The 20,228-nt window shown below is 38.5% G+C and carries 23 protein-coding genes; 13 read left to right on the forward strand and 10 right to left on the reverse strand.

Going from position 1 to position 20,228, the window contains the following annotated elements:
* Positions 1–15: 15 nt before the first annotated feature.
* From AC1DOS_RS05770 to AC1DOS_RS05800, 7 genes are all read right to left on the reverse strand, one after another.
* The gene (locus AC1DOS_RS05770) at positions 16–3,108 is read right to left on the reverse strand and encodes an AAA family ATPase (RefSeq protein WP_477536727.1); all 3,093 of its coding nucleotides are present in this window, start codon (positions 3,106–3,108) and stop codon (positions 16–18) included.
* Positions 3,105–4,292, reverse strand: a complete 1,188-nt coding sequence (locus AC1DOS_RS05775) for an exonuclease SbcCD subunit D (RefSeq protein WP_477536728.1) — start codon at positions 4,290–4,292, stop codon at positions 3,105–3,107. The genes AC1DOS_RS05770 and AC1DOS_RS05775 overlap by 4 nt, the downstream gene beginning before the upstream one ends.
* A gap of 229 nt (positions 4,293–4,521) precedes the next feature.
* Positions 4,522–5,184 carry a DUF2812 domain-containing protein gene (locus tag AC1DOS_RS05780; protein WP_477536729.1) on the reverse strand — a complete coding sequence of 221 codons (663 nt, stop codon included), beginning with the start codon at positions 5,182–5,184 and terminating at the stop codon, positions 4,522–4,524.
* A gap of 37 nt (positions 5,185–5,221) precedes the next feature.
* Positions 5,222–5,620 carry a DUF2812 domain-containing protein gene (locus tag AC1DOS_RS05785; protein ID WP_477536730.1) on the reverse strand — a complete coding sequence of 133 codons (399 nt, stop codon included), beginning with the start codon at positions 5,618–5,620 and terminating at the stop codon, positions 5,222–5,224.
* Positions 5,617–5,946 (reverse strand): PadR family transcriptional regulator, encoded by a 330-nt coding sequence (locus AC1DOS_RS05790; RefSeq protein ID WP_108584830.1) that lies wholly within the window; start codon positions 5,944–5,946, stop codon positions 5,617–5,619. Before AC1DOS_RS05790 ends, AC1DOS_RS05785 begins: the two co-directional genes overlap by 4 nt.
* Positions 5,947–6,323: 377 nt before the next feature.
* Complete coding sequence (locus AC1DOS_RS05795) at positions 6,324–6,620, reverse strand: DUF3817 domain-containing protein (protein ID WP_477536731.1); 297 nt, start codon at positions 6,618–6,620, stop codon at positions 6,324–6,326.
* A gap of 123 nt (positions 6,621–6,743) precedes the next feature.
* Positions 6,744–7,610, reverse strand: a complete 867-nt coding sequence (locus tag AC1DOS_RS05800; protein WP_477536732.1) for an AraC family transcriptional regulator — start codon at positions 7,608–7,610, stop codon at positions 6,744–6,746.
* A gap of 695 nt (positions 7,611–8,305) precedes the next feature.
* Here AC1DOS_RS05800 and AC1DOS_RS05805 point away from each other — a divergent pair.
* The 6 genes from AC1DOS_RS05805 to AC1DOS_RS05830 all read left to right on the forward strand — a co-directional run bounded on the left by AC1DOS_RS05805 (position 8,306) and on the right by AC1DOS_RS05830 (position 12,780).
* Positions 8,306–8,635 carry a CHY zinc finger protein gene (locus tag AC1DOS_RS05805; RefSeq protein ID WP_477536733.1) on the forward strand — a complete coding sequence of 110 codons (330 nt, stop codon included), beginning with the start codon at positions 8,306–8,308 and terminating at the stop codon, positions 8,633–8,635.
* A 259-nt stretch (positions 8,636–8,894) separates the two neighbouring features.
* Positions 8,895–9,446: a biotin transporter BioY gene (locus tag AC1DOS_RS05810; protein WP_477536734.1), complete on the forward strand. Its 552-nt coding sequence runs from the start codon at positions 8,895–8,897 to the stop codon at positions 9,444–9,446.
* 44 nt (positions 9,447–9,490) lie between these two features.
* Positions 9,491–10,957, forward strand: a complete 1,467-nt coding sequence (locus AC1DOS_RS05815; RefSeq protein ID WP_477536735.1) for an AMP-binding protein — start codon at positions 9,491–9,493, stop codon at positions 10,955–10,957.
* A complete protein-coding gene (locus tag AC1DOS_RS05820) occupies positions 10,953–12,050 on the forward strand; it encodes an acetyl-CoA C-acyltransferase (RefSeq protein ID WP_477536744.1) in 1,098 nt (365 codons plus the stop codon). Before AC1DOS_RS05815 ends, AC1DOS_RS05820 begins: the two co-directional genes overlap by 5 nt.
* On the forward strand, positions 12,047–12,442 hold the full coding sequence (locus AC1DOS_RS05825; protein ID WP_477536736.1) for an FAS1-like dehydratase domain-containing protein: 396 nt from the start codon (positions 12,047–12,049) through the stop codon (positions 12,440–12,442). Before AC1DOS_RS05820 ends, AC1DOS_RS05825 begins: the two co-directional genes overlap by 4 nt.
* Positions 12,439–12,780: a MaoC/PaaZ C-terminal domain-containing protein gene (locus tag AC1DOS_RS05830; protein WP_477536737.1), complete on the forward strand. Its 342-nt coding sequence runs from the start codon at positions 12,439–12,441 to the stop codon at positions 12,778–12,780. Before AC1DOS_RS05825 ends, AC1DOS_RS05830 begins: the two co-directional genes overlap by 4 nt.
* Before the next feature lie 249 nt (positions 12,781–13,029).
* Here AC1DOS_RS05830 and AC1DOS_RS05835 read toward each other — a convergent pair whose 3' ends face one another.
* Entirely contained in the window at positions 13,030–14,190 is a 1,161-nt protein-coding gene (locus AC1DOS_RS05835; RefSeq protein ID WP_477536738.1) for a hypothetical protein, read from the reverse strand.
* A gap of 214 nt (positions 14,191–14,404) precedes the next feature.
* On the opposite strand from AC1DOS_RS05835, the gene AC1DOS_RS05840 reads away from it, so the two are divergent.
* The 3 genes from AC1DOS_RS05840 (at position 14,405) to AC1DOS_RS05850 (ending at position 15,287) form a co-directional block, all read left to right on the forward strand.
* Complete coding sequence (locus AC1DOS_RS05840) at positions 14,405–14,623, forward strand: DUF1659 domain-containing protein (RefSeq protein WP_108584818.1); 219 nt, start codon at positions 14,405–14,407, stop codon at positions 14,621–14,623.
* Positions 14,624–14,643: 20 nt separating this feature from the next.
* Complete coding sequence (locus AC1DOS_RS05845; protein ID WP_477536739.1) at positions 14,644–14,853, forward strand: DUF2922 domain-containing protein; 210 nt, start codon at positions 14,644–14,646, stop codon at positions 14,851–14,853.
* Between the two features lie 305 nt (positions 14,854–15,158).
* Positions 15,159–15,287, forward strand: a complete 129-nt coding sequence (locus tag AC1DOS_RS05850; protein ID WP_477536740.1) for a YvrJ family protein — start codon at positions 15,159–15,161, stop codon at positions 15,285–15,287.
* A gap of 48 nt (positions 15,288–15,335) precedes the next feature.
* Here AC1DOS_RS05850 and AC1DOS_RS05855 read toward each other — a convergent pair whose 3' ends face one another.
* Positions 15,336–16,001 (reverse strand): GNAT family N-acetyltransferase, encoded by a 666-nt coding sequence (locus AC1DOS_RS05855; RefSeq protein ID WP_477536741.1) that lies wholly within the window; start codon positions 15,999–16,001, stop codon positions 15,336–15,338.
* Positions 16,002–16,221: 220 nt separating this feature from the next.
* Between AC1DOS_RS05855 and AC1DOS_RS05860 the strand changes: the two genes are divergently transcribed.
* Positions 16,222–16,953 carry a BsuPI-related putative proteinase inhibitor gene (locus AC1DOS_RS05860; RefSeq protein WP_477536742.1) on the forward strand — a complete coding sequence of 244 codons (732 nt, stop codon included), beginning with the start codon at positions 16,222–16,224 and terminating at the stop codon, positions 16,951–16,953.
* A 111-nt stretch (positions 16,954–17,064) separates the two neighbouring features.
* Here AC1DOS_RS05860 and AC1DOS_RS05865 read toward each other — a convergent pair whose 3' ends face one another.
* Positions 17,065–17,328 carry a YqhV family protein gene (locus AC1DOS_RS05865; protein WP_108584810.1) on the reverse strand — a complete coding sequence of 88 codons (264 nt, stop codon included), beginning with the start codon at positions 17,326–17,328 and terminating at the stop codon, positions 17,065–17,067.
* 543 nt (positions 17,329–17,871) lie between these two features.
* Between AC1DOS_RS05865 and AC1DOS_RS05870 the strand changes: the two genes are divergently transcribed.
* The 3 genes from AC1DOS_RS05870 to AC1DOS_RS05880 all read left to right on the forward strand — a co-directional run bounded on the left by AC1DOS_RS05870 (position 17,872) and on the right by AC1DOS_RS05880 (position 20,095).
* Positions 17,872–18,648 carry a transporter substrate-binding domain-containing protein gene (locus AC1DOS_RS05870; protein WP_477536743.1) on the forward strand — a complete coding sequence of 259 codons (777 nt, stop codon included), beginning with the start codon at positions 17,872–17,874 and terminating at the stop codon, positions 18,646–18,648.
* 72 nt (positions 18,649–18,720) lie between these two features.
* A complete protein-coding gene (locus AC1DOS_RS05875) occupies positions 18,721–19,386 on the forward strand; it encodes an amino acid ABC transporter permease (RefSeq protein WP_108584806.1) in 666 nt (221 codons plus the stop codon).
* The gene (locus AC1DOS_RS05880; RefSeq protein WP_108584805.1) at positions 19,373–20,095 is read left to right on the forward strand and encodes an amino acid ABC transporter ATP-binding protein; all 723 of its coding nucleotides are present in this window, start codon (positions 19,373–19,375) and stop codon (positions 20,093–20,095) included. Before AC1DOS_RS05875 ends, AC1DOS_RS05880 begins: the two co-directional genes overlap by 14 nt.
* Positions 20,096–20,228: the final 133 nt, after the last annotated feature.

Consider the following 20,228-nt stretch of genomic DNA (forward strand, 5'->3'; position numbering starts at 1 on the left):
CCGGCCCGAGTCTATTTACTTAATAATAAATCGAGTCTCGCTATAGCCTTCTTTCGATTTTGTCACTTCTAAAATCGCTGGGATAGCTGTTTTTAATTCTTGAACATGAGAAATAACACCAATCATACGGCCTGATTTTTGAAGGTCAATCAGGGTATCAATTGATTTATTTAAAGATTCCTCGTCCAATGAACCGAAACCTTCATCAATAAACATAGTGTCGATTGAAACATTGCCTTGGAAGCTTTGAATAACATCCGCCATGCCGAGTGCCAAGCACAATGAAGCATTAAATTTCTCTCCACCGGAAAGCGTTTTGACGTCGCGTGTTTGACCGGTATAAGCATCATATACGTCTAATCCTAATCCACTTTGTTTCCCTCTTGATTCTTGACGTTCACTTCGAATTAAATGGAACTGGCCATTTGATAAATTCTTTAATCGTTCGTTCGCCGAGACAATAATTTGTTCGAGGTATTCAATTTGCAAGTATCGCTCGAATGAAATCTTCAAGCTATTCTGTCCTCTAATAACATCATACAAGTCTGTGATTTGATTGAATTCTTGTTCCTTCGCAATTGCCTTTTTACTAGATGCCAGTATGTTAGTAATTAGATTACTCGCTGTTTTTTTGTAATCATTTGATTGATTTACTTCCTGTAACGCCTTCTCATATATAAGCTTTAATGTAGCCAGTTCATTCTGCAAATCGTTTAAATCAACTTTCGTTTTGTTTGCAAGTCTTACTGCCAAGTCACCAACTTGTTCAATCAGTGTATGTCGAGCTTGTTTAAACTCCATAATTTGCTCTTTTAAAGTGGCTCTTTCTGAATCTCTTAACTTCGCTTGTTGGTAAATTTCTTCTGATTCAAAAGCCGAGGACTCGAGTGCCATCCTAAATGCAACATCAGCTTTTTCTTGTTTAGCCTTTGTTTCTTGAAGAGCATGTTCAGTGTGCGCTATGGTCAACACTGATGAAGAGTGTTGTTCTCTAGCTTCTTGAAGTTGCTGTTGCACCGCTTTCCAAGCATTCTCCAGATTGATTTTACGTTCAGTTGTCTCGCGAATTTGTTGTTCTAATTGCGATAAAACGCGAACTTCGGTTGGAATGGATTGTAGCTTATCTTCGAAAATGGCTTTGCTTTTTTCGTAAGTTGATTGCGCTTCTTGGTAAGTTGCTGTTGTTTCTACTTTTTTGGCATCTAGCTCTTGTACCATAAGCATTTGATCTTGGTGTTGTTGTTTTATTTTACGAAGTAAATCTTTATCTTTTCGCATTTGGTTGACCTCAACATCAAGTTTAAGACGACATTCATCCAATGTTTTATAGACCTCACCCGCCTGCTCTACAACTACACCGAATCCCGCTATTTCTTCACCTTTGCTCGAGAGTTGAGCCATCAAAGCGTGTTGTTTTGCTAAAGCATTTCGATAGTCATTGTCAACAAGATTCAATGTCGATTTCACTTGCTCCAGTTGTTCTTTTGAAGGAGCCACGGTTTGATCTTGCTCGTTCTTATTTGGATGCTCCAAACTACCACATACCGGACAAGCTTCTCCGTCATGTAAATGAGCCGCTAAAACACGTGCTTGATTTGCAAACCACTCATTTTCAAGCGTCGTGTACTCTTTTTTCACCACATTATATTGTTGTTCTTTTTCAAGTGTTTCAGCTTCTAGTGCGCGCATCGATTGCTGAATTGAAAGAAACTCTTTTAACACTCTGCATTTTTCATTTAACTCACTTAGTTCTTGGAACTTATCATCAAACGGAATCAACTGATTATCGAGCCTATCCAGATCCACCTTCAACGCAGTAACGGAGTCATTTTTAGCGATTACTTGTTGCTCGATTGTCTGAAGGTTTGCAGATAATTTGACCACTTCACGTTCTAATACTTTTAACTCAGACTCTTTTAAGGTCATATCCTTCACAATTGGCAAGAAATCGATCAAACGAACGAGCGACTCGCTTAATTTTTCACGCTCTATGTGCTTATTCTCTTGTTGAATATAGTGAATGTTCACCTGCTCCAGATTCGCCTTCGCTTTCGCCTCGGATGTGACCGCTCCACTCCAAAGCTGCTGTTTTTCAAATACTTCTTTTTGAAGTTCTTTATAGTGCCGTTCGATTCCTTCGATTACGCTTGCACGCTCCGCTTTTTCAAGCTGCTTCTCTTTGCCTTCGAATAAAGGCACCTGCTCAGTCAGAGTATGCAGTTTCTGTTCCTTCGTTTCCCATTCATCAAATCGTTCATTTAAGCTCTTGGCTTGATGGAACTCACCTGACTTGCTTGTGTGTTTCTGGTAAGCTTCTTCGTATTTAGAGTGATCTTGGCGAATTTTCTCTTCATAATAAGTAGCTTCTTCTTCCAATCCCGAAATGACTTGGTGAATATTGTAATGATCTTGAGCTAGCACCTCAAAAATGGCAGATTCTCGTTGCGGAAACGATGCACCGATATTTTGAATGTAACTATTAGTCGTCCGCTGCTCAATTTTCAGTTCCTCTTCAACAAGTGTTTTCTTTTTCTTAAGACGCTCACTAATCATTTTATAGGGCTCTGTTTTAAAGATTTTCCGTAGTATATCTTCTTTGTTTTCTGTCTCAGAAGTTAACAGCTTTCGAAATTCACCTTGTGGAAGCATGACAATTTGAATAAATTGATTTTGTGTTAGGCCAATAATTTCTTCGACTTTTACATTTATTTCTGACACGATTTGTCGTTCAACACACGGAACTTCGCGGTCTATTAATTTTTCATAAAACTCATATTTTTCGCCCGTCGCTCCTTTATTGCCTTTTTTCACATGCCCCATTTGGCGCAGGATTCGAAACGTCCGATGATGAATTTCAAATTCTAGTTCTACAGATGTATGGACATTATCCTCTGCAAAGTCACTACGCATAATACGTGATTCACTACGGTCTGAACCACTTGCGGATCCATATAAGGCAAAGCAAATTCCATCAAAAATGGTTGTTTTCCCTGCTCCGGTACTGCCGGATACGACAAATAATTGATTGCCCTGAAGTTCATTGAAATCTATGATTTCTGTATGTTTATAAGGACCAAAAGCGGTCATTTTCAAGGAAATGGGTCTCATATTTTCAACCCTTCTTTCTTATGAGGGCTAGTGATTTCTTGTTGTTCTAACAAAAACTCTTGAAGCACTTCTTTAAAAATGAGCTCTGTTTCCTCAGAAGCCTGTACCCCTTTTACTTCTTCATAGAAAGCGTTAAATAGCGCTAAGTCGTCCATTTTACGGCGTGAACCTACAGTGCTTTCTTCATTGTCTTTCGTAACAGACAAAATTTTACGTTCTACATGCATCGCATTTGGATAAACGGAACGTATCTTTTCCATTGGAAATAAAATCGGCGTTTCATCCAACAGTTTCACAAAGACATAATCGTGATTCATCTCTTGAAGTAAAATGTCTTCCATTTTCCCTTCAACCGTTCGAATATCTCGATTAGGTATCAGTAAACGCTTTTCTACACTGACGTTTCCGAGCTCGTCCATTTGAACGATATGGAATCCTTTTTGATGATGCTCTTCTGAAATTGAATATTTTAAGGGAGAGCCCGAATAGCGAACGGTCTCATTCAATACATAATGCGCTTGATGCAAGTGTCCGAGTGCCGTATAGTGGAAGTTTTTAAAATGTGATGCACTTACATACTCAGCTCCACCAATTGCGAGCGGACGCTCCGAATCACTCGTGTTTTCCTCTTCTTCCCCGTGAGGTGTCACAAAGGCGTGCCCTACCAACACATGTCTTTTAGTAGAATCCATAGAAGACTCGACATGTGCGACCATTTTCTTCATTGCATCATCATGCGTGCGAATCTGTTCATCATCTAAAACATGACGAACTTGAGACGGATCAGCGTAAGGAACTAAATGAAAATGAACCTCTCCAAATTCATCTTGTATCACAATTGGTTCCATATCCTTTTTCAGTTGACCCGTAATATAAAGTCCATTCGATTTCATCAATCGGCTACCAAAATTCAAACGACCTGGGCTATCATGATTTCCCGAAACCGCGATGACTGGCGTTTTTAATTTCAAGACAATCGTTTCAAGTACTTCATCTAACAAATTCACCGCGTCCGTAGGCGGCACTGCTCGATCATATAAATCTCCCGCAATAATGACTACATCTGGTTTTTCCTCAGCAATCGCCTCAATAAATTGTTGCAACACAAATCGTTGTTCTTCTATCATTGAAACACCTTGAACAAGCTTTCCTAAATGCCAATCGGCAGTGTGAAATAACTTCATAATAAGCTCCTCTCGTCATTCATTCGGTCCATGTATTTTAATAGATTTCTTACGTATATTTTACTATTATATTAAGCTAAAAGAGATTTCCAAATTAAGTATAAGTATACATGATAAATTCCATGGACGAAGGAATATGGTCATGAAATAGGTGGTTTTGGTTTCATAAAATGCAGATAAAAAAACCATTCCTAATTTTCAATTCAAACTAGGAATGGCTTTTATTAGATTATTTTAACTTCCTCATTCTTATTGCAAATTTCAACGTTTTGAGAATGATTAATAATGGTGAGAGCAGCGAAAGAATTAATATCACCACAATAAACTTATCGAATAATCCCCAACCATATTCTTGTTGAAAGTTTAATTTTAAATATAAAATGTAAGCAATAAATGCAAATGTATAAACGACAATCCCTATACTAGATAGCGTAGCCTTTCGAACTTGAGATTTCTGCTCTGTAGAGTCATACGTAAATCTCGGTATCTCTTCTCCCTTAGCATACTCTTGCGCCCATAAAGAGTATTTCGTAAACGAATAAGGTGATTTGTACTTCAGTTGCCAACCTGCACTTTTATGAATACCAGCATATGATGGCGTTGTTTTTATTTGATAATCTAATACATAGGATACCTGTTTCGGAACACCTTTTTCAAAAATGAATCTGGTAGCTGGATTCCCGACTCGGATCAAATGATTGCCTTCGGCAGCCATCTCCGATAACCACTTTTCCAACTTGTCTGGCTCATACATCCAGCCAAATTTCCACTTCGTAAATGTTTTTCCTGAAGCTTCATTATCATCTACAGCTGAATTGAAGTATTTCCGTTCAAACGCCTTTAACTTAATTGTAATAATAATAGCAAGGGACAACACTAATAGGATCAGCAAGAAATAAAAGCCCGTAATCCACCAGTAAGGGCTCGGTTCAATCAACAGAATTGATATCTGTTAATAAGGTCCATATCAACATGAGCATCATTAAGAATGGCATTACACAAAACATTGCAAGTCCAGCCAATGCATAGAATTGAATCCTGTTCCTCTTCAGAAGTCCTTCACGTGAAGGGTATATAGTAATTTCTTTACTTTCGTTTTTCAAAAATCTCCAATTGCATTCCGTCATAATTTTAGACAAGGTTTTTCTGGATTTATCGTAAACAACTTGAAATTGAACATCTTCAGCAGGACCTTGTTCAAATGTAAACATTCGAGTGATTCGATTGACGCTAATCAATCGATTGCCTTGTGCTGAGAGTTTCGATAACCAGGGCTCCGTCTTCTCTGTATCATAACTCCACAACGGTCTCCACTTCTTTGTTGTCATTTGAATTCCCCCTCATACATCAAAGCATTCACATGCAATTCTTTTAATCGAGTTATCTCATGACGCATTAACTCTTTTCCTACATCTGTAATTTCATAAATTGTTTTTCTCTTTTCATCTGCATAGACCGTTATGATTTCATCACGCTGCATCTTCGTCAATGTACCGTAAATCGTTCCCGATCCAAGAACTAACCGTCCAACCGTTAATTCTTCTACATGTTTAATAATGCCGTAACCATGGCGAGGGATAGTTAGAGACAATAAAATATAAAATGCCGTCTCCGTCATTGGAATATATTTTTTTGATATTTTTTCAATTTTCATCCGTGTCACCACTCACTATTTTTTTACTATGTCACAACATGACTATATCACGTCGTGATATATATAGCCAATTGGTATTCAGAATATTTAACGAACAACATAATAGACACACCCCCCCTCAATATCTTCTAATATTGAGGGGGGGTTATTCATATGCACTTAAATCGATAATAACCAAGGTATGAATAAATCAATAAGGATCTGCTTCGTGTCCCTCTTTTAGTGCTTTATCGGTTGCCTTATCCGCTTCATAACTGCCTGTGTGATTCTTATCTTCGTTCATCATGACTTTTTTCGCTTCAGCCAAGCCTGTAGCAGAAACTTGTGAGATGATATGTACAAAAAAAACACCAATAGGAAAAGAAATCCTAAGGTGTTTAAACGGTTTTTAATTTTTTTAATTTGCGATCGAACAGAATATTCCCAAATGGGATGAAAGCGACTATGACTGCAATGACACTATACAAAAACGGCCATCTTACGATAAAAGTCATATAGGCAATGAATAAACAATAACTTACAAATAAAAATCCATGAATCGAACCAACGACTCTCACTGCTTCCGGAAATCCAAAGAAATATTTTAATGGCATGGCCAAGAATAATAAGATTAGAAGTGAACTACCTTCCAATAATCCCATGAAACGAAACCGTTTTAGTGGTTTTTCAGACATTATAACCCCTCCTGATCTCTACCTTTTTATTATAGAGAGTCAAAGGGTAAGGAGTACAGACATACCGTCTTGTTCAAGTGATTTTATTGATAGAGTCTTCAAAGATTTGTCACAGTTAGCTTTCTACTTATTGACGATAGGAATCCAAATCTCTGAATAATAATCGGCCTTAGTGGCGTCGTCATGCGTATAGACTTCCATTTCAGCCGAGCCACTTGGACGATATGAGCTTGAAGGGAACCATTCACTGTAGATTTTTCCCCACATCGATTGTATTGCTTCAGGCATTGGACCTACTACCTCAAAAATCGCATAAGTCGCAGCTGGAATTTCCAAACGTTCATAGCGCTCAGATACTTCGTCTCCTTCATAAGCAGTGGCAATCCAATACTCCATGGTACTTGTAGAAGAATCCATCATACGACAGACTCCAAGCATTCCTTTCACTTCGCCATTGTTCATCGATTCCAATTCGTCATTCACACCGTTTTGATGTACCTCTTCCCACATTTTTGGAATCTCACGCGTATTTTCTCCATTTTCAAACGAGAAAGTTCTTTTAACACCAATAATTTGTAATGCTTGTTTTTCATCAATTCGTACCTTCATAGGTAACGCCCCTTTCAATTGTACAGAGATGACCAAACGATTATAGGAAGTGAACCCTTTTTGTGAAGTGCGTGCTTCCGAAGGCGGCATGCCATGCTGCCGCTTGAACGCCTTCGCAAAAGCTTCCGGTGTCTCATACCCGAATTTCAATGCGACTTCAATCACACGCACGTTCGTCAATGCAAGTTCTTGTGCAGCCAAAGTCAATCGCCTGCGACGTACATATTCCATCACACTCATGTCCGTCAGAACCATAAAAATCCGTTGAAAATGAAATACAGATACGTTGGCTTCCGCTGCGGCATCCTCCATTTTGAAAGGAGATTCCAAATGATTCTCCAGGTAATCAATCGATCGTTGCAATGCATCTATCCAGTTCATCCCATCACCTCGTAAATCTACTTTACATCTATTTCGACACTGAATCCTGTCTTTTCCTGCTCGTTGCGGACAGATGGACGAGTTTTGCCATGATGAGCGGACACTCAGTCTGACTTTTTGGCGTTGACGTCTGAAAAAAAACGGTTCACGTCTGAAAAATAGCGGTTCACGTCTGACTTTTGAACGTTGACGTCTGAAAACCTGCCAACCAAAGCCGTAATAAGATTTTAATATCATATTGTTAGTTATAAAATCACGATTCAAGTTGGATTCGTGATATTTTGAAGAGAAAAGTTCTTATAATGGATCCACCCGCTGTCGCTTGGTGGATTTTCTGTTGGGAATTTAGGTGAACGATTGTTTAGTTGTAATTTTATTGATTTAGTTGAAATAGTAGAATTATGGAATCTGTAAAGTGAGGTGTCTCCGACAGAAAAAGCTACCAGGCACATTGGCAGCCCAATTATAAAGTTTCTCAATCACTATCATTCAAGATTGGCCCCACTCACTATGCTCTGTGGGTGTTTCTGTCAGTGAGCGGACGCTCAGTCTGACTTTTTGGCGTTCACGTCTGAAAAATAGCGGTTCACGTCTGACTTTTGAACGTTGACGTCTGAAAACCCTATCTAGGTGGTGTGACACATTGTTCAAATTATGGTTAAATGACATCAACACCGTAAAAAGGAGATTACCCAATGCTCATTCATGGACATCTCGTAAAAGGAAACGATACCGATCAAGAAACTCGTTGCTTTCATTATCATACTGAAATCGATCGTATTGCGATCAAGTTTTATTGTTGCGATACGTATTTTCCTTGCTTCTCTTGTCATGAAGAATTAGGCTGCAGCTCTCCACAAGTTTGGCCAATTGCTCAATTTCATCAAAAGGCAGTTTTATGCGGTTCTTGTGGAACTGAACTTACTGTAAATGAATATTTATCTTGTAATTCTTCATGTCCTTCTTGTCAGAGTTCATTTAATCCAGCCTGCAGCAATCATAAGCATTTATATTTTGAAGTTTAATAGGAACACAACTAGCTTTTAGTAACGTCCCTTTAACTTTTAATTTCATACACTTTTATTTCACACCAATTTGAGAGACCTTCCGTAAGTTGACTAACATATGGGAGGTCCTTTCTTTCATATATGTAGATCTTCTCATCATGTTAAACTTTCTTTTATCTCGTTTGCGTTAACTAAAATAATATTTCTGTTGACACAAAACATTAGAGGCACTTACACTAAGTGTTGACTAACCGAGACATATAATTGGAGGCATCACATGAATATTCGTGAAATGACACAAGTTGCATTATTTGCAGCAATTATGGGGGCATTAGGTTTAATTCCCCCTATATTTCTATCGTTTACACCAGTTCCAATCACACTACAGACCCTTGGTATACTGCTCGCCGGCGGAATTTTAGGGGCTCGTTTAGGTGCAATGAGTCAAATCGTCTTCTTACTACTTGTTGCTACAGGACTCCCACTTTTGTCAGGAGGAAGAGGCGGATTGGGTGTATTTGTAGGCCCAAGTGGAGGATTCTTGTTAGCGTACCCATTTGCTGCATTCTTCATTGGTTATTTACTTTCCCGTTTCAAGAAATTAAGCTTCCGAAATATTTTTATCACAAACTTGGTTGTAAGCATTGTCGTTCTTTACACGTTTGGTATACCGGTACAGGCTTACGTTATGAATATCGATTTATCGCTTGCTGCTAAAATGTCTCTTGTTTATTTGCCAGGAGATACATTAAAAGCAATTTTAGCTTCTTTGATTGTTTTGAAACTCCAGAATTATCCTGTCTTCACTAGACCAGTAGTTGTTAAATAATGGACAAAAGAATGCCGTCCTTTTTCTAAAAAAGGAGAATTGCCGTGACGACGATTACAAGCTCTTATAAAATTCAGGCAATGTTGAATCCTGATAAAATTGCGATTCAGACAACATCCCATGCGATTAGTAACATAGAGTGGCATAAGATCGTTTGTAGGACGGCAAATTGGCTGGACTCGATTACCGATTCTAATAAAACAGTTGGTATTTTCATGCCTAGCAGTGTCCCTTTTCTACAACTATTTACAGGGGCAGCTATGGCGGGGTGTGTAGCTGCAACGTTTGATGCTAAATGGAAAACCGCTGAACTTGATCGACGTTTAGCGGTTTCTTCCCCGTCTGTTTTAATTACAACTCAAAAATTGGCCAAACGTCTGAGTAACATGGATTTAAACATCATCATTTGGGAAGATGCTCAAAGACAAATCCAAGAAAATGATTCTTCATGGAACAAAGAAATTGATGGAGAAACGCCCTTTTATATGGGCTTCACATCGGGCTCAACTGGTGTTCCGAAAGCTTTTATTCGCTCCCATAATTCATGGGTTGCTAGTTTTTCATGTACCCGCAATGACTTTCACGTGGACGAAACGGATTATGTAATTATTCCAGGTGCTCTTATTCATTCTCATTTTCTTTATGGTGCGGTGAGTTCCTTGTATTTGGGCGGGACGATTTATTTAATGGAAGATTTTTCAGCTGTTCGAGTATTGGAATATTTTGAAACCTTCCCTGTTACGGTTTTATATGTCGTACCAACGATGATCGAAGCAATGCTTTCCGAAAAAAGGCTTGTTACCAAACCGCTGAAGATTATATCATCTGGAGCGAAGTGGGAAGAAAGTTCAAAGAGGAAGATCCGCGAACAATTCCTTAATTTATCGATGTTTGAGTTTTACGGTGCAAGCGAACTAAGTTATGTAACGGTCTTAAGTGATGAGGAAAATAAAATACATCCTGGGTCGGTAGGTAAACCTTGCCATAATGTAGAGCTCGAAATTAGAAATGACAATATGAAGGTTGTTGAAACTGGACAAATCGGGAAAATATTTGTCAGAAGTTCCATGGTTTTTTTTGGTTACATTCATCCACATTCAAGAGATATTCAATCCATACACGATAAAAACGGTTGGGTGACCGTGGATGACATGGGATATATGGATGATTTGGGTTTTCTACACATAGTTGGCAGAGAAAAGAATATGATTTTATTCGGTGCGGTTAATATTTTCCCTGAAGAAATCGAAACGGTTTTGATGGCTCACCCGGAGGTAGAGGAAGTTGCAGTCTTGGGTGTAAGCGATCCGTACTGGGGACAAATACCGATAGCCGTTATTAAAGGAAATGCTCCCAAAAAGGAGTTAAAAAAACTTTGCCGCGTAAATTTATCTGTTTATAAACAACCGCGTAAATGGTATTTCGTTGACATGTTGCCACACACGACAAGCGGAAAAATTGCACGAGTACAAACCCGACAGTTAATTGAAAACGAGGTGGAAAGGAATTAAGAGAGCAGTTATTGTACAAGCGAAACGGACACCAATCGGGAAAAAAGACGGCATGTTTGGAAGTGTTGAGCCTCATGATCTCGCAGCTCCCCTTCTTCGACATCTGGCATTGGGAATTGAAAATGAACTTAATGAAGTTATTTTAGGAAATGTTGTAGGACCTGGAGGAAATATAGCCCGTTTGTCCGCACTCCAAGCAGGACTTCCTTTATCAGTAACAGGGATTACGATTGACAGACAATGCAGCTCGGGTCTCGAAGCAATTCGCACAGCTTGTCATTATATTCAAGGCGGGGCAGGAATTTGTTATATCGCAGGAGGGATAGAAAGTACAAGCACTTCACCCTACCCTAAGAGAGCTCGATTTTCTCCTGACCACATAGGTGATCCTGATATGGGCGTAGCCGCAGAAAATGTGGCTCAAAAATATAAGATTACTAAAAAAATGCAGAATGACTATGCACTTTTAAGCTATAAACGAAGTTGGGCAGCTTATCGAGAAGGTTTATACAATCAAGAAATTATTCAATTCAACGGTGTAAATACTGATGAGGGATTTCATAAAGAACGGAATATGGAAACTTTGTTAAACCGTGCGAAACCACTTTTCGTAAAAGAGCACGGTACGGTTACAGCTGCAAATAGCTGTGGTATTCACGATGGGGCTGCAGCAGTTGTAGTTATGGAAGAAGAAGTTGCCAACGAACTCAACTTGAAACCCGTTCTGCGTTTTATTGATAGTGAAGTTAGCGGAATACACCCAGATTATCCTGGAATCTCCCCTGTTCCTGCAATAAGGAATCTGTTACTCCGCAATAGTTTAACGATTAAGGATATCGACCTTTTTGAAATAAACGAAGCATTCGCTTCAAAAATGGTAGCCTGCGCACGAGAACTTTCAATTCCCTACGAAAAACTGAATATATCCGGCGGTGCTTTGACAACAGGGCATCCTTATGGGGCATCTGGTGCAATTCTAGTTACCCGGCTATTTTACGAAGCACAAAGAAGAAAAAGCGTGACCTATGTACTTGCTTCTGTTGGGAGTGCAGGCGGGCTAGGTGTTGCAGTATTATTTGAGGTGATTAAATGAAAACGAAAGAAACTTCATTCATTTTTCATAAAGAACAAGTACAAAAATATATCCGAATCCTAGGTGACTCTAATCCCATATATGAAAGTGAGGAGTCTGCGCGGAAATTCGGTTTACAAACGATTCCGATTCCCCCGGCAATGCCAATGACTGTTTATCAGTCATTCGAAATTCCGTGGTTGATGAAACCTCCGGTTATTCATAGGAAGCAACAGTGTATTAACCATCAGCAAATGTTTATCAACGAAACTTATACGGGAGTTATTTCACTTACAGATGTGGTTGTGCGTAAAAAGTATACATTCAGTAAGCAAACGCTTCTCTTATATGATACGACAGGAAATCTTTGTTTTAGTGGCATTTCACATATAGTGTCAGGTGAACTTTTATGAAAGAACTTCAATTTTTTATAACAGAACAAGAAGTTGAAAGATACGCTGAATTGTCAGGCGATCATAATCCGATCCATTTGGATGAAAATTATGCGAAAAAGTATGGTTTTTCTGGTAAAGTCGTTCACGGAATGCTGACTACTGCAAAAGTGTGGAGTGTCTTATCAAACGGACTGTTAACATCGACCTATTTCCCAAAAGAATATGAACTTGCGTTTTTATCGCCTGTCTACGTTGGAGAGTTAGTCACTTTACACATTGAACAGCTAACAAATGGATTTAAAGTTGAGGGAATGTGCGAAGGAAAGATGGTTATCAAAGGATATATTGTGGTGTGAAGCTCTCCCGAAGCACGTCAATTATGCCGAAGGGAATCGGTCGTTTTTGTAAATAGCTCATAAGAATATAAAAAATGCTGTTTGATACAGCTGAAGGCAATAGTATTCTATTTCAGTGGACACCGCAGAGACTTGACTGGTCCTGAAATGAATAGTGACATGCAGGATTTACTCGCCAGCAACGGTTCTTCGTAGACGGTGCAAATCCTGTCTCTACTTACCCAGTACTTTTTTAGAAACAGACACGGACTAATTAATTTGCAGGAGAGCTTTTTGTTCCTTTAAAAAGTCTTCGAATGCTTTTACATTCATATCGTATCTCTTTGCCGATTCTACCGCACTTTTTGCATAGACCAGTGATTTTTCTTTATCGACATGTGAAGCCACTTTCGATAATTGAAGATAAATCGAAGCTTCATCGTTATACAAAAGCTTCTTTTCCAATATGCGTAGGGCATCTGGATATCGCTCTTGATTCACATATAAATCGCCTAAATCACTATATAAATAAATTGCTTCGTTAAAATATTCTCCTCTCTCTTCCATGTATGAAAGCATTTGTTTTTCCGCTTCTGCCTCATCTACTAGCATTAAATCCTCAAACTCTCTGAGTTTCTCCATATTGGACTCAAACATTTCATGGTATGTATCTAAATCTAGTGAAGTCAATTTTGTAAATGCACGTGTGAAATCCTTTTCTTTTTTCGTCTCCTTTACGAGTTCTGTGATGATTTTTTCATCATGTTGATAAATTAAGTATTCTATGGAATACAGCATTTCAAAATAATTGTTCGAGGTGTAGCCTTCGGATCCAACTTCCGTTTTAATTTGTTCCATCTCCATCAATGGCTTTACTTCTGATATTTGTTCAACGCGCTCAGGAAATACTCGTTGTGCAAAGGACATCGCTATCCCTTCATGAACCCAGTTAGGAATGTCATCTACATCTACCTTGAGATTATCCACATATTTCACGAAAAAAAAGTGAGCTAATTCGTGACTAAAAACATTCTCAAGCTCTGAAATCGTAAAATTCTTATTCAAATGTATCATCTCAAACATCGGCTTATAGAGGCCTCCCTCATCAGATGCAGCGTCTGATTCCTTAATTTCAGTAGACAGGTAAATATCTAAATCTGCTTTAGCCAATTCAACTTCAGATTGATTAAACCAACGTTTTTGTTGTGCCGTAATCTCCGGCAACACTTGTTCCAATCTTTTTACAAGTGCTTCATCACCCTTTTGATAATGCACCGTAAAGAAACCCATATTTTTTTCTTGATCAGTATCAAAATAAATACTGAACAATATATCCATATTCTGTTTAACCAATACCCATCCACTAACTAAAAAGATGGCTAGTATACTTAAAGTAATCCCCACAATCCAAGTAACCTTCTTCTTGATCATATTTCCCTCCTTCATAGGTTCTGATATAGAAACTGTTAAATAGCTGCTTTGCACTTTATCTTTCATTCCATAAATGGACAAATATAGATTTCCTTATTTTACCTCAAGACATTGGATTATTCCTTATTTTTTTGACAAATCTGTTATATGTCCCTTAAACTGTCCACTTTTTCATCCCCCCTTTCTATATAAGCAATGAAAGGAGGTGGTAAACATGGCAATCATCGACTTTAAGCAAGCCGTGGTTCGTTTGACGTTTGATGCAGGTTTGACACTTGATGGTAAGGTGATCAAGAAATCTTCAACGTACCGAAACGTGAAGCAAAGCGCAACTGGTGATCAATTGTGGGAGATCGTAAATATTTTGTCTGGATTCTCTTCCCGACCAATACTTGCTGCTGAAAAGCTTGAAACTGGAAACATCCAAAACTAATTAGAAAGGGGAAATGACCAATGGCAAAAGTATTAGAAATGCTGTTTGATACAGCTCAAGGTAAAAAGTACACAATTTCTGTTGATGAGCCTCGCGCGGACTTAACTGCTGCTGAAGTTAACAATGGCATGCAAGCATTACTCGCAAGCAACGCGTTCTTCGTAGATGGTGCGAATCTTGTCTCTGCTTACCAATCTCGTATTGTTGAACGTACCGTAACTGAATTATAAGGAGAAAAGCGGAAAGCGCCACTCTAGCTCGACACTGGCGCTGGAAAGGCTCCCTTTGCGACGAGTAACCTCAGGAACAAGAAACGATGCGAAAGCTTACTTTCGCCTGGTTATGGAAGGCTAGGTTCACGACGTCCTGTCGCAACGCCTTCATGACCCACATCCTGTGGACCCAAGCTGAGGTGCGAGCTGACGCTTGGAGCTAGACAGGTACTTTAATCGTAGTCGATACATTTTTATAATTTTTAAAATGGCTGCCACAAGTTACTTTGTGCGCAGCCATTTTTGGAAAGGAGGAACCACTTATGAGCGAGTGGCTGACCGTAATCCAAGAAGTAGGATTTCCGATTTTCGTGTCCTTCTATTTAATGCATCGCGTCGAAACGAAACTTCAAATGATTCACGAAGCCTTGATTTCGTTGAAGACCACATGATTGAAAGGACCTCTCCTCAGCGGAAGGGTCCTTTTCTTTGCACTTCCCTCAATCTATAAACGGATTTCTCCATTCCATCAACAAGCCATAATTCAATGACTCTTCATCCTCCAGATAATTCGGTACCAACGCGACTGGTGTTCGACCGCATCGTAGTAAGAATGAAATGACCGGGTCTCGTAACTCTCCCGCCACGACTGCTTCCACATAACTCTCTGGCGAAAGTTCATCTGCATGCAGATGATATCCAGACATTCGTCCTCCCCCTAGCACACGGTCTAACCTATCCTCAACCACTCGCATATACATTGACTGGATCAAAAGCTTTCCAAGATCCAACTTACGAAAAGCAGGCTTAACGCTAACATCGACAACATACAAAGTCTTACCTTCTGGCCGATGCGTACGAATATATCCTGAATCCGTTACTTCTTCCCATGTATGCAAGGGATTTTCCGAATCGAAATCCACCAATAACCCTGTTATTGACCCCACAAGCTCACCATCAATTTCTACACAAATAGCCCCTTGCGGATAGTGCTTCACATGACTCAACAGTTGTTTCCGATTCCACCACAACTCGGAAGGAAAAGGTGGCGGGAAACTTTCCCGTTGAATCTCAATCAAGCCATCAAAATCATCCACACCATAATTACGTACAATCGCTAAAACTGGCTTACCTTCCTGAAAAACATACTGAGATTTTCGATACATCGACTTTCCTCCCTCAATATCCTTATACAATAAACCTACTATAAAACAGCAACGAACTAAATCTCAAATGCCACACCCTGCAAGAAGCGTCATCTTGATTTACATATAAAGCGGCTGAAAATGCAATTTCATCCGCCTTTTCCATAATTTATTAGATTTAAGTGTAACTCTTCTCCATATTAAACGGTCTAATTGGTATAAATGAAGGGTGGTCTATAGGATGAAAAAGATTGTGAAAGTGTTATCGACAGCGGTTATCGCCATCGCTTTAGCAGGTTGTGGAACAGCGGCAAACACAACTGAAAATGAAGATGCCAACACAGGCTCTGAGAATGAAAATAATGGAATTGTAGCTGGCTCTATTGTTCCGGCGCTTACAAAAGAAGTGAATGGAAATCATCAATATATATTTCAACTTAAAAACGATAAAACAGAAGATGTTACCTTGTCGATGAATAGTTCAATGTTTTTCGATTATCAACTAATTGATAGTGAAGGAACGGTTGTTTATCAAGATTCAAAAAACAAGATGTATACACAAATGTTACAAGAAAAAACACTAAAACCCGGCGAAATCTTAGAGATGGAAATTGACGCAACAGAAGGTCTATCTAAATTACCAGCAGGAACTTATACGCTTAATGCATGGTCAACTGCCAATGAGGCAGAGGATTGGAAAGCATCTACGAAAGTGATATGGGACGGACCGGTAAATGATGATTCAAGCTCAACAAATAGGAAATTAAAAGTGGAGGAAGCTACTGTTACCTATGTAGGACTTCAGGATTTAAACTCAATTGAAGTGACAAATGAACAAAATGAACCGGAAGCCATGAGATTATCTGAAGTAGTAAAACCTGATTTTGAAGACTTAAAAGAAGGCACAAAAATCACTATTTCTTATGTCATCATCGACGGACAAAAAGTTATTCAATCTGTGACAAGTGAATAAGCTTACTGTAAAAATTGTATATTACATGTATAAAAATAAGGACCAATCAGTTATTTTAACTGAATTGGTCCTTTTTCTTATATTCATTGAGATATTGTATGACACACTCTTTCAATTGGATCTCAAACTAAACAGAATGAGCAAGATTCCACTAAAGAGACAAATCATTTTTGTTAATGGGATTTTATCAGCTAGGCCTACTAATCCGATTCCAGTTGTAAGGATTAATATACAAGGACCTACTAAGGCTAGTAACGTATTGATATAAAAAGCTTTTTCTAAATCATTAAATTTCAGCATTAATAACGCAGCTGTTACCTCGAGACTACCTCCAAAAAGTCGTAACACAATCATAAACAGAAGTGCCTTTTCAATATTAAAGACTTATATCATCCTCTACCATTTATTCGATATTTCTATGTAACTAAACCTTATATCCTTCTACCCCTATCCCCCTTTAGAGTGCTTCTTCCTAAAGTGTATGTCTAATCCCGTAATATCAGTAGTTATTCAACGCCATATTCATTGAACATTGAAAGATCGTTCTCTATTGAGAGTGTGTTTATGGAGAAGAAGAAGTGTCCGTCTCCAGGCGAATGGGTGGAAACATCACTTGAACGGTCTAAAATACTTTTGAATGGGCGAAAATGTTAAAAGAATGGGCAGAAACAATGAATGAATGATCGAAAACATCACTTGAATGGGCATAATATATTTGATCAATATATATTTGTCTTCACACCACTACATTAGTACAATAAAACTAATTCCATCAAACCTTTCATATGCATAAAAACTCAAAAGAATTCAGAAAATTACAACTTTTATTTTTTGTATAAAAATGCTTCACACCTTATAAAAATAGTGATACACTTCCCTTAACGCATAAACATACACTCTGGGGAGGAATTATACACAATGAAGAAATGGAATTTAATTGGATCTCTTGCATTAGCAACGATGTTACTTGCTGCATGTGGAGATAATAACGCACAAGACAAAGATACAGCAGATACTGGTGACAAAAAAGTGTTAGAAATGGCTACTTCGGCAGACTTCCCGCCATTTGAATCGAGAGACACTGCTGGTGAATTTGAAGGTTTTGATATTGATCTAGCCAACTACATTGCAGATGAATTAGGATACGAACTTAAAATTAATGATATGAAATTTGATGGTTTAATTGGCGCTTTGCAAAATGATCGAGTTGATATGGTTCTTTCCGGTATGTCCGCTACAGATAAACGTAAGGAGAACGTTGATTTCTCCACTGAATATAACCATTCTGGGGAAATGTTAATTACATTAAAAGATTCAAAGCTTAAATCAATTGAAGATTTAAAAGGTAAAACGATTGGCGTTCAACTTGGGACTATTCAAGAAGATGGTGCTAAAAAAATTAAGGCTGAAACCGTTGATATTGAAATCAAAGCTGTTGATAACGCAAACGTATTAATCCAAGAGTTACTGTCAAACCGCATTGATGCTGCTTATATGGATAAAGCTGTTGCAAAAGGATATATCACTGAACAAGATTTAGAAGGATTTGATGATCCGACTACAAGTTCACCAGGAATGGGTATTGCATTCCCTAAAGGCAGTGATTTAGTAGAAAAGGTTAATGCTGTCTTGAAAGAAGCAGAAGAAAATGGAAAACTTCAAGAAATGAAAGACAAATGGTTAAGCGAAGAGTAAGAAGTCATAAGTTTCCGTTTATATGATTGAGAATACAAATTGATAGAAAAATATAGAAATGAGGTGTAAGGCATGAATTTAGACTTTAGTCAAATCACGCCTTATATTCCTTTTATGTTAGAAGGAATTTGGGTAACGTTAAAATTTGTTGCAGTTGCATTAATCGTAGGATTTATTTTAGGGACACTTTTGGCCTTATGTAAGATTAGTAATATAAAACCTTTAAATTGGTTTGCTATTGCCTATACTTCCATTTTTCGAGGGACACCATTAATTCTTCAGTTAATGACCTTCTATTTCGCCATCCCTCAACTGACCGGCTATGATATATCACCATTCCTATCAGCTGTTCTAGCTTTTGGTTTGAACTCTGCTGCCTACATTTCCGAAATTATTCGCGCTGGGATTCAAGCTGTGGATAAAGGGCAAACAGAAGCGGCCATGGCATTGGGTGTTCCTTATAGACAAATGATGAAAGACATCATTTTACCGCAAGCTTTAAAAAATATTCTACCATCACTAATGAATGAAGTGATTACACTAACAAAAGAGTCGGCACTTGTTTCAACCATCTCCGTGTTAGATTTAATGCGTCGTGCACAAGTGGTCGGTGCGGATATTTATCGAAATTTTGAACCATTGCTTTTCGTCGGTTTAATCTATTGGATTATGGTCTTTGGTCTTTCCACGATTGGTAAAGTGCTTGAAAGGAGGTTGAAGGTTAGTGATCAAAGTTGATAATCTCACCAAAAAATTTGGCAACAACGAAGTATTACGTAATATTTCTACAGAAATTGCCCAAGGTGAAGTCGTTTCTATCATTGGTCCTTCAGGCTCTGGAAAATCTACGTTTCTCCGTTGCATGAATATGTTGGAAACACCGACCTCTGGAAAAATAGTGTTTGATCAACAGGACTTAACCGATTCAAAAACACCCGTAAACAAAATGCGTCAACGTATAGGAATGGTATTTCAACATTTTCATCTATTCCCTCACTTAACAGTACTTGAAAACTTAACATATGCGCCTTTGAAAGCGAAGGGTGTGAATAAACAAGTTGCTCAGGAAAAAGCTCGTGAATTGCTAAAAAGAGTTGGCTTATCAGAGAAAGAAGCAGCTTATCCAAATAGTTTATCTGGTGGCCAAAAGCAACGTGTCGCAATCGCTCGTGCGCTTGCGATGGAACCTGAACTCATGTTGTTTGACGAACCAACTTCAGCCCTAGATCCTGAGATGGTAAAAGAGGTTTTGGACGTCATGAAAGATCTCGCAAAATCCGGTATGACAATGGTCGTGGTAACCCACGAAATGGGCTTTGCTCGTGAAGTTGCAGACCGCATTCTGTTCCTCGATCACGGTGTTTTACTAGAAGAAGGCAACCCAGTTGAATTTTTTAGCCAACCTAAAACAGCTAGAGCCAAAGACTTCCTTGATAAAATATTATAACTTCACAAAATAAGATTTCATTGAATAAAAGTAGGATGGGAGAAATGACGTTGTCACTTCCCCATTCTTCTTTTTTTTGATTACTCTTCCAAAACTTCTTTAAGGTACATCTAATATGAGAATTTCCCAATAG

The organism is Paenisporosarcina sp. P5_A11 (assembly GCF_056400705.1).

What these genes read in the sequence shown, in the direction of transcription:
- AC1DOS_RS05770 (WP_477536727.1), bottom strand. Translation starts at nt 3,108, where the DNA reads ATGAGACCCATTTCCTTGAAAATGACCGCTTTTGGTCCTTATAAACAT.
- AC1DOS_RS05775 (WP_477536728.1), bottom strand. Translation starts at nt 4,292, where the DNA reads ATGAAGTTATTTCACACTGCCGATTGGCATTTAGGAAAGCTTGTTCAA.
- AC1DOS_RS05785 (WP_477536730.1), bottom strand. Translation starts at nt 5,620, where the DNA reads ATGACAACAAAGAAGTGGAGACCGTTGTGGAGTTATGATACAGAGAAG.
- AC1DOS_RS05790 (WP_108584830.1), bottom strand. Translation starts at nt 5,946, where the DNA reads ATGAAAATTGAAAAAATATCAAAAAAATATATTCCAATGACGGAGACG.
- AC1DOS_RS05795 (WP_477536731.1), bottom strand. Translation starts at nt 6,620, where the DNA reads ATGTCTGAAAAACCACTAAAACGGTTTCGTTTCATGGGATTATTGGAA.
- AC1DOS_RS05800 (WP_477536732.1), bottom strand. Translation starts at nt 7,610, where the DNA reads ATGAACTGGATAGATGCATTGCAACGATCGATTGATTACCTGGAGAAT.
- AC1DOS_RS05805 (WP_477536733.1), top strand. Translation starts at nt 8,306, where the DNA reads ATGCTCATTCATGGACATCTCGTAAAAGGAAACGATACCGATCAAGAA.
- AC1DOS_RS05810 (WP_477536734.1), top strand. Translation starts at nt 8,895, where the DNA reads ATGAATATTCGTGAAATGACACAAGTTGCATTATTTGCAGCAATTATG.
- AC1DOS_RS05825 (WP_477536736.1), top strand. Translation starts at nt 12,047, where the DNA reads ATGAAAACGAAAGAAACTTCATTCATTTTTCATAAAGAACAAGTACAA.
- AC1DOS_RS05830 (WP_477536737.1), top strand. Translation starts at nt 12,439, where the DNA reads ATGAAAGAACTTCAATTTTTTATAACAGAACAAGAAGTTGAAAGATAC.
- AC1DOS_RS05835 (WP_477536738.1), bottom strand. Translation starts at nt 14,190, where the DNA reads ATGATCAAGAAGAAGGTTACTTGGATTGTGGGGATTACTTTAAGTATA.
- AC1DOS_RS05840 (WP_108584818.1), top strand. Translation starts at nt 14,405, where the DNA reads ATGGCAATCATCGACTTTAAGCAAGCCGTGGTTCGTTTGACGTTTGAT.
- AC1DOS_RS05845 (WP_477536739.1), top strand. Translation starts at nt 14,644, where the DNA reads ATGGCAAAAGTATTAGAAATGCTGTTTGATACAGCTCAAGGTAAAAAG.
- AC1DOS_RS05850 (WP_477536740.1), top strand. Translation starts at nt 15,159, where the DNA reads ATGAGCGAGTGGCTGACCGTAATCCAAGAAGTAGGATTTCCGATTTTC.
- AC1DOS_RS05855 (WP_477536741.1), bottom strand. Translation starts at nt 16,001, where the DNA reads ATGTATCGAAAATCTCAGTATGTTTTTCAGGAAGGTAAGCCAGTTTTA.
- AC1DOS_RS05860 (WP_477536742.1), top strand. Translation starts at nt 16,222, where the DNA reads ATGAAAAAGATTGTGAAAGTGTTATCGACAGCGGTTATCGCCATCGCT.
- AC1DOS_RS05870 (WP_477536743.1), top strand. Translation starts at nt 17,872, where the DNA reads ATGAAGAAATGGAATTTAATTGGATCTCTTGCATTAGCAACGATGTTA.
- AC1DOS_RS05875 (WP_108584806.1), top strand. Translation starts at nt 18,721, where the DNA reads ATGAATTTAGACTTTAGTCAAATCACGCCTTATATTCCTTTTATGTTA.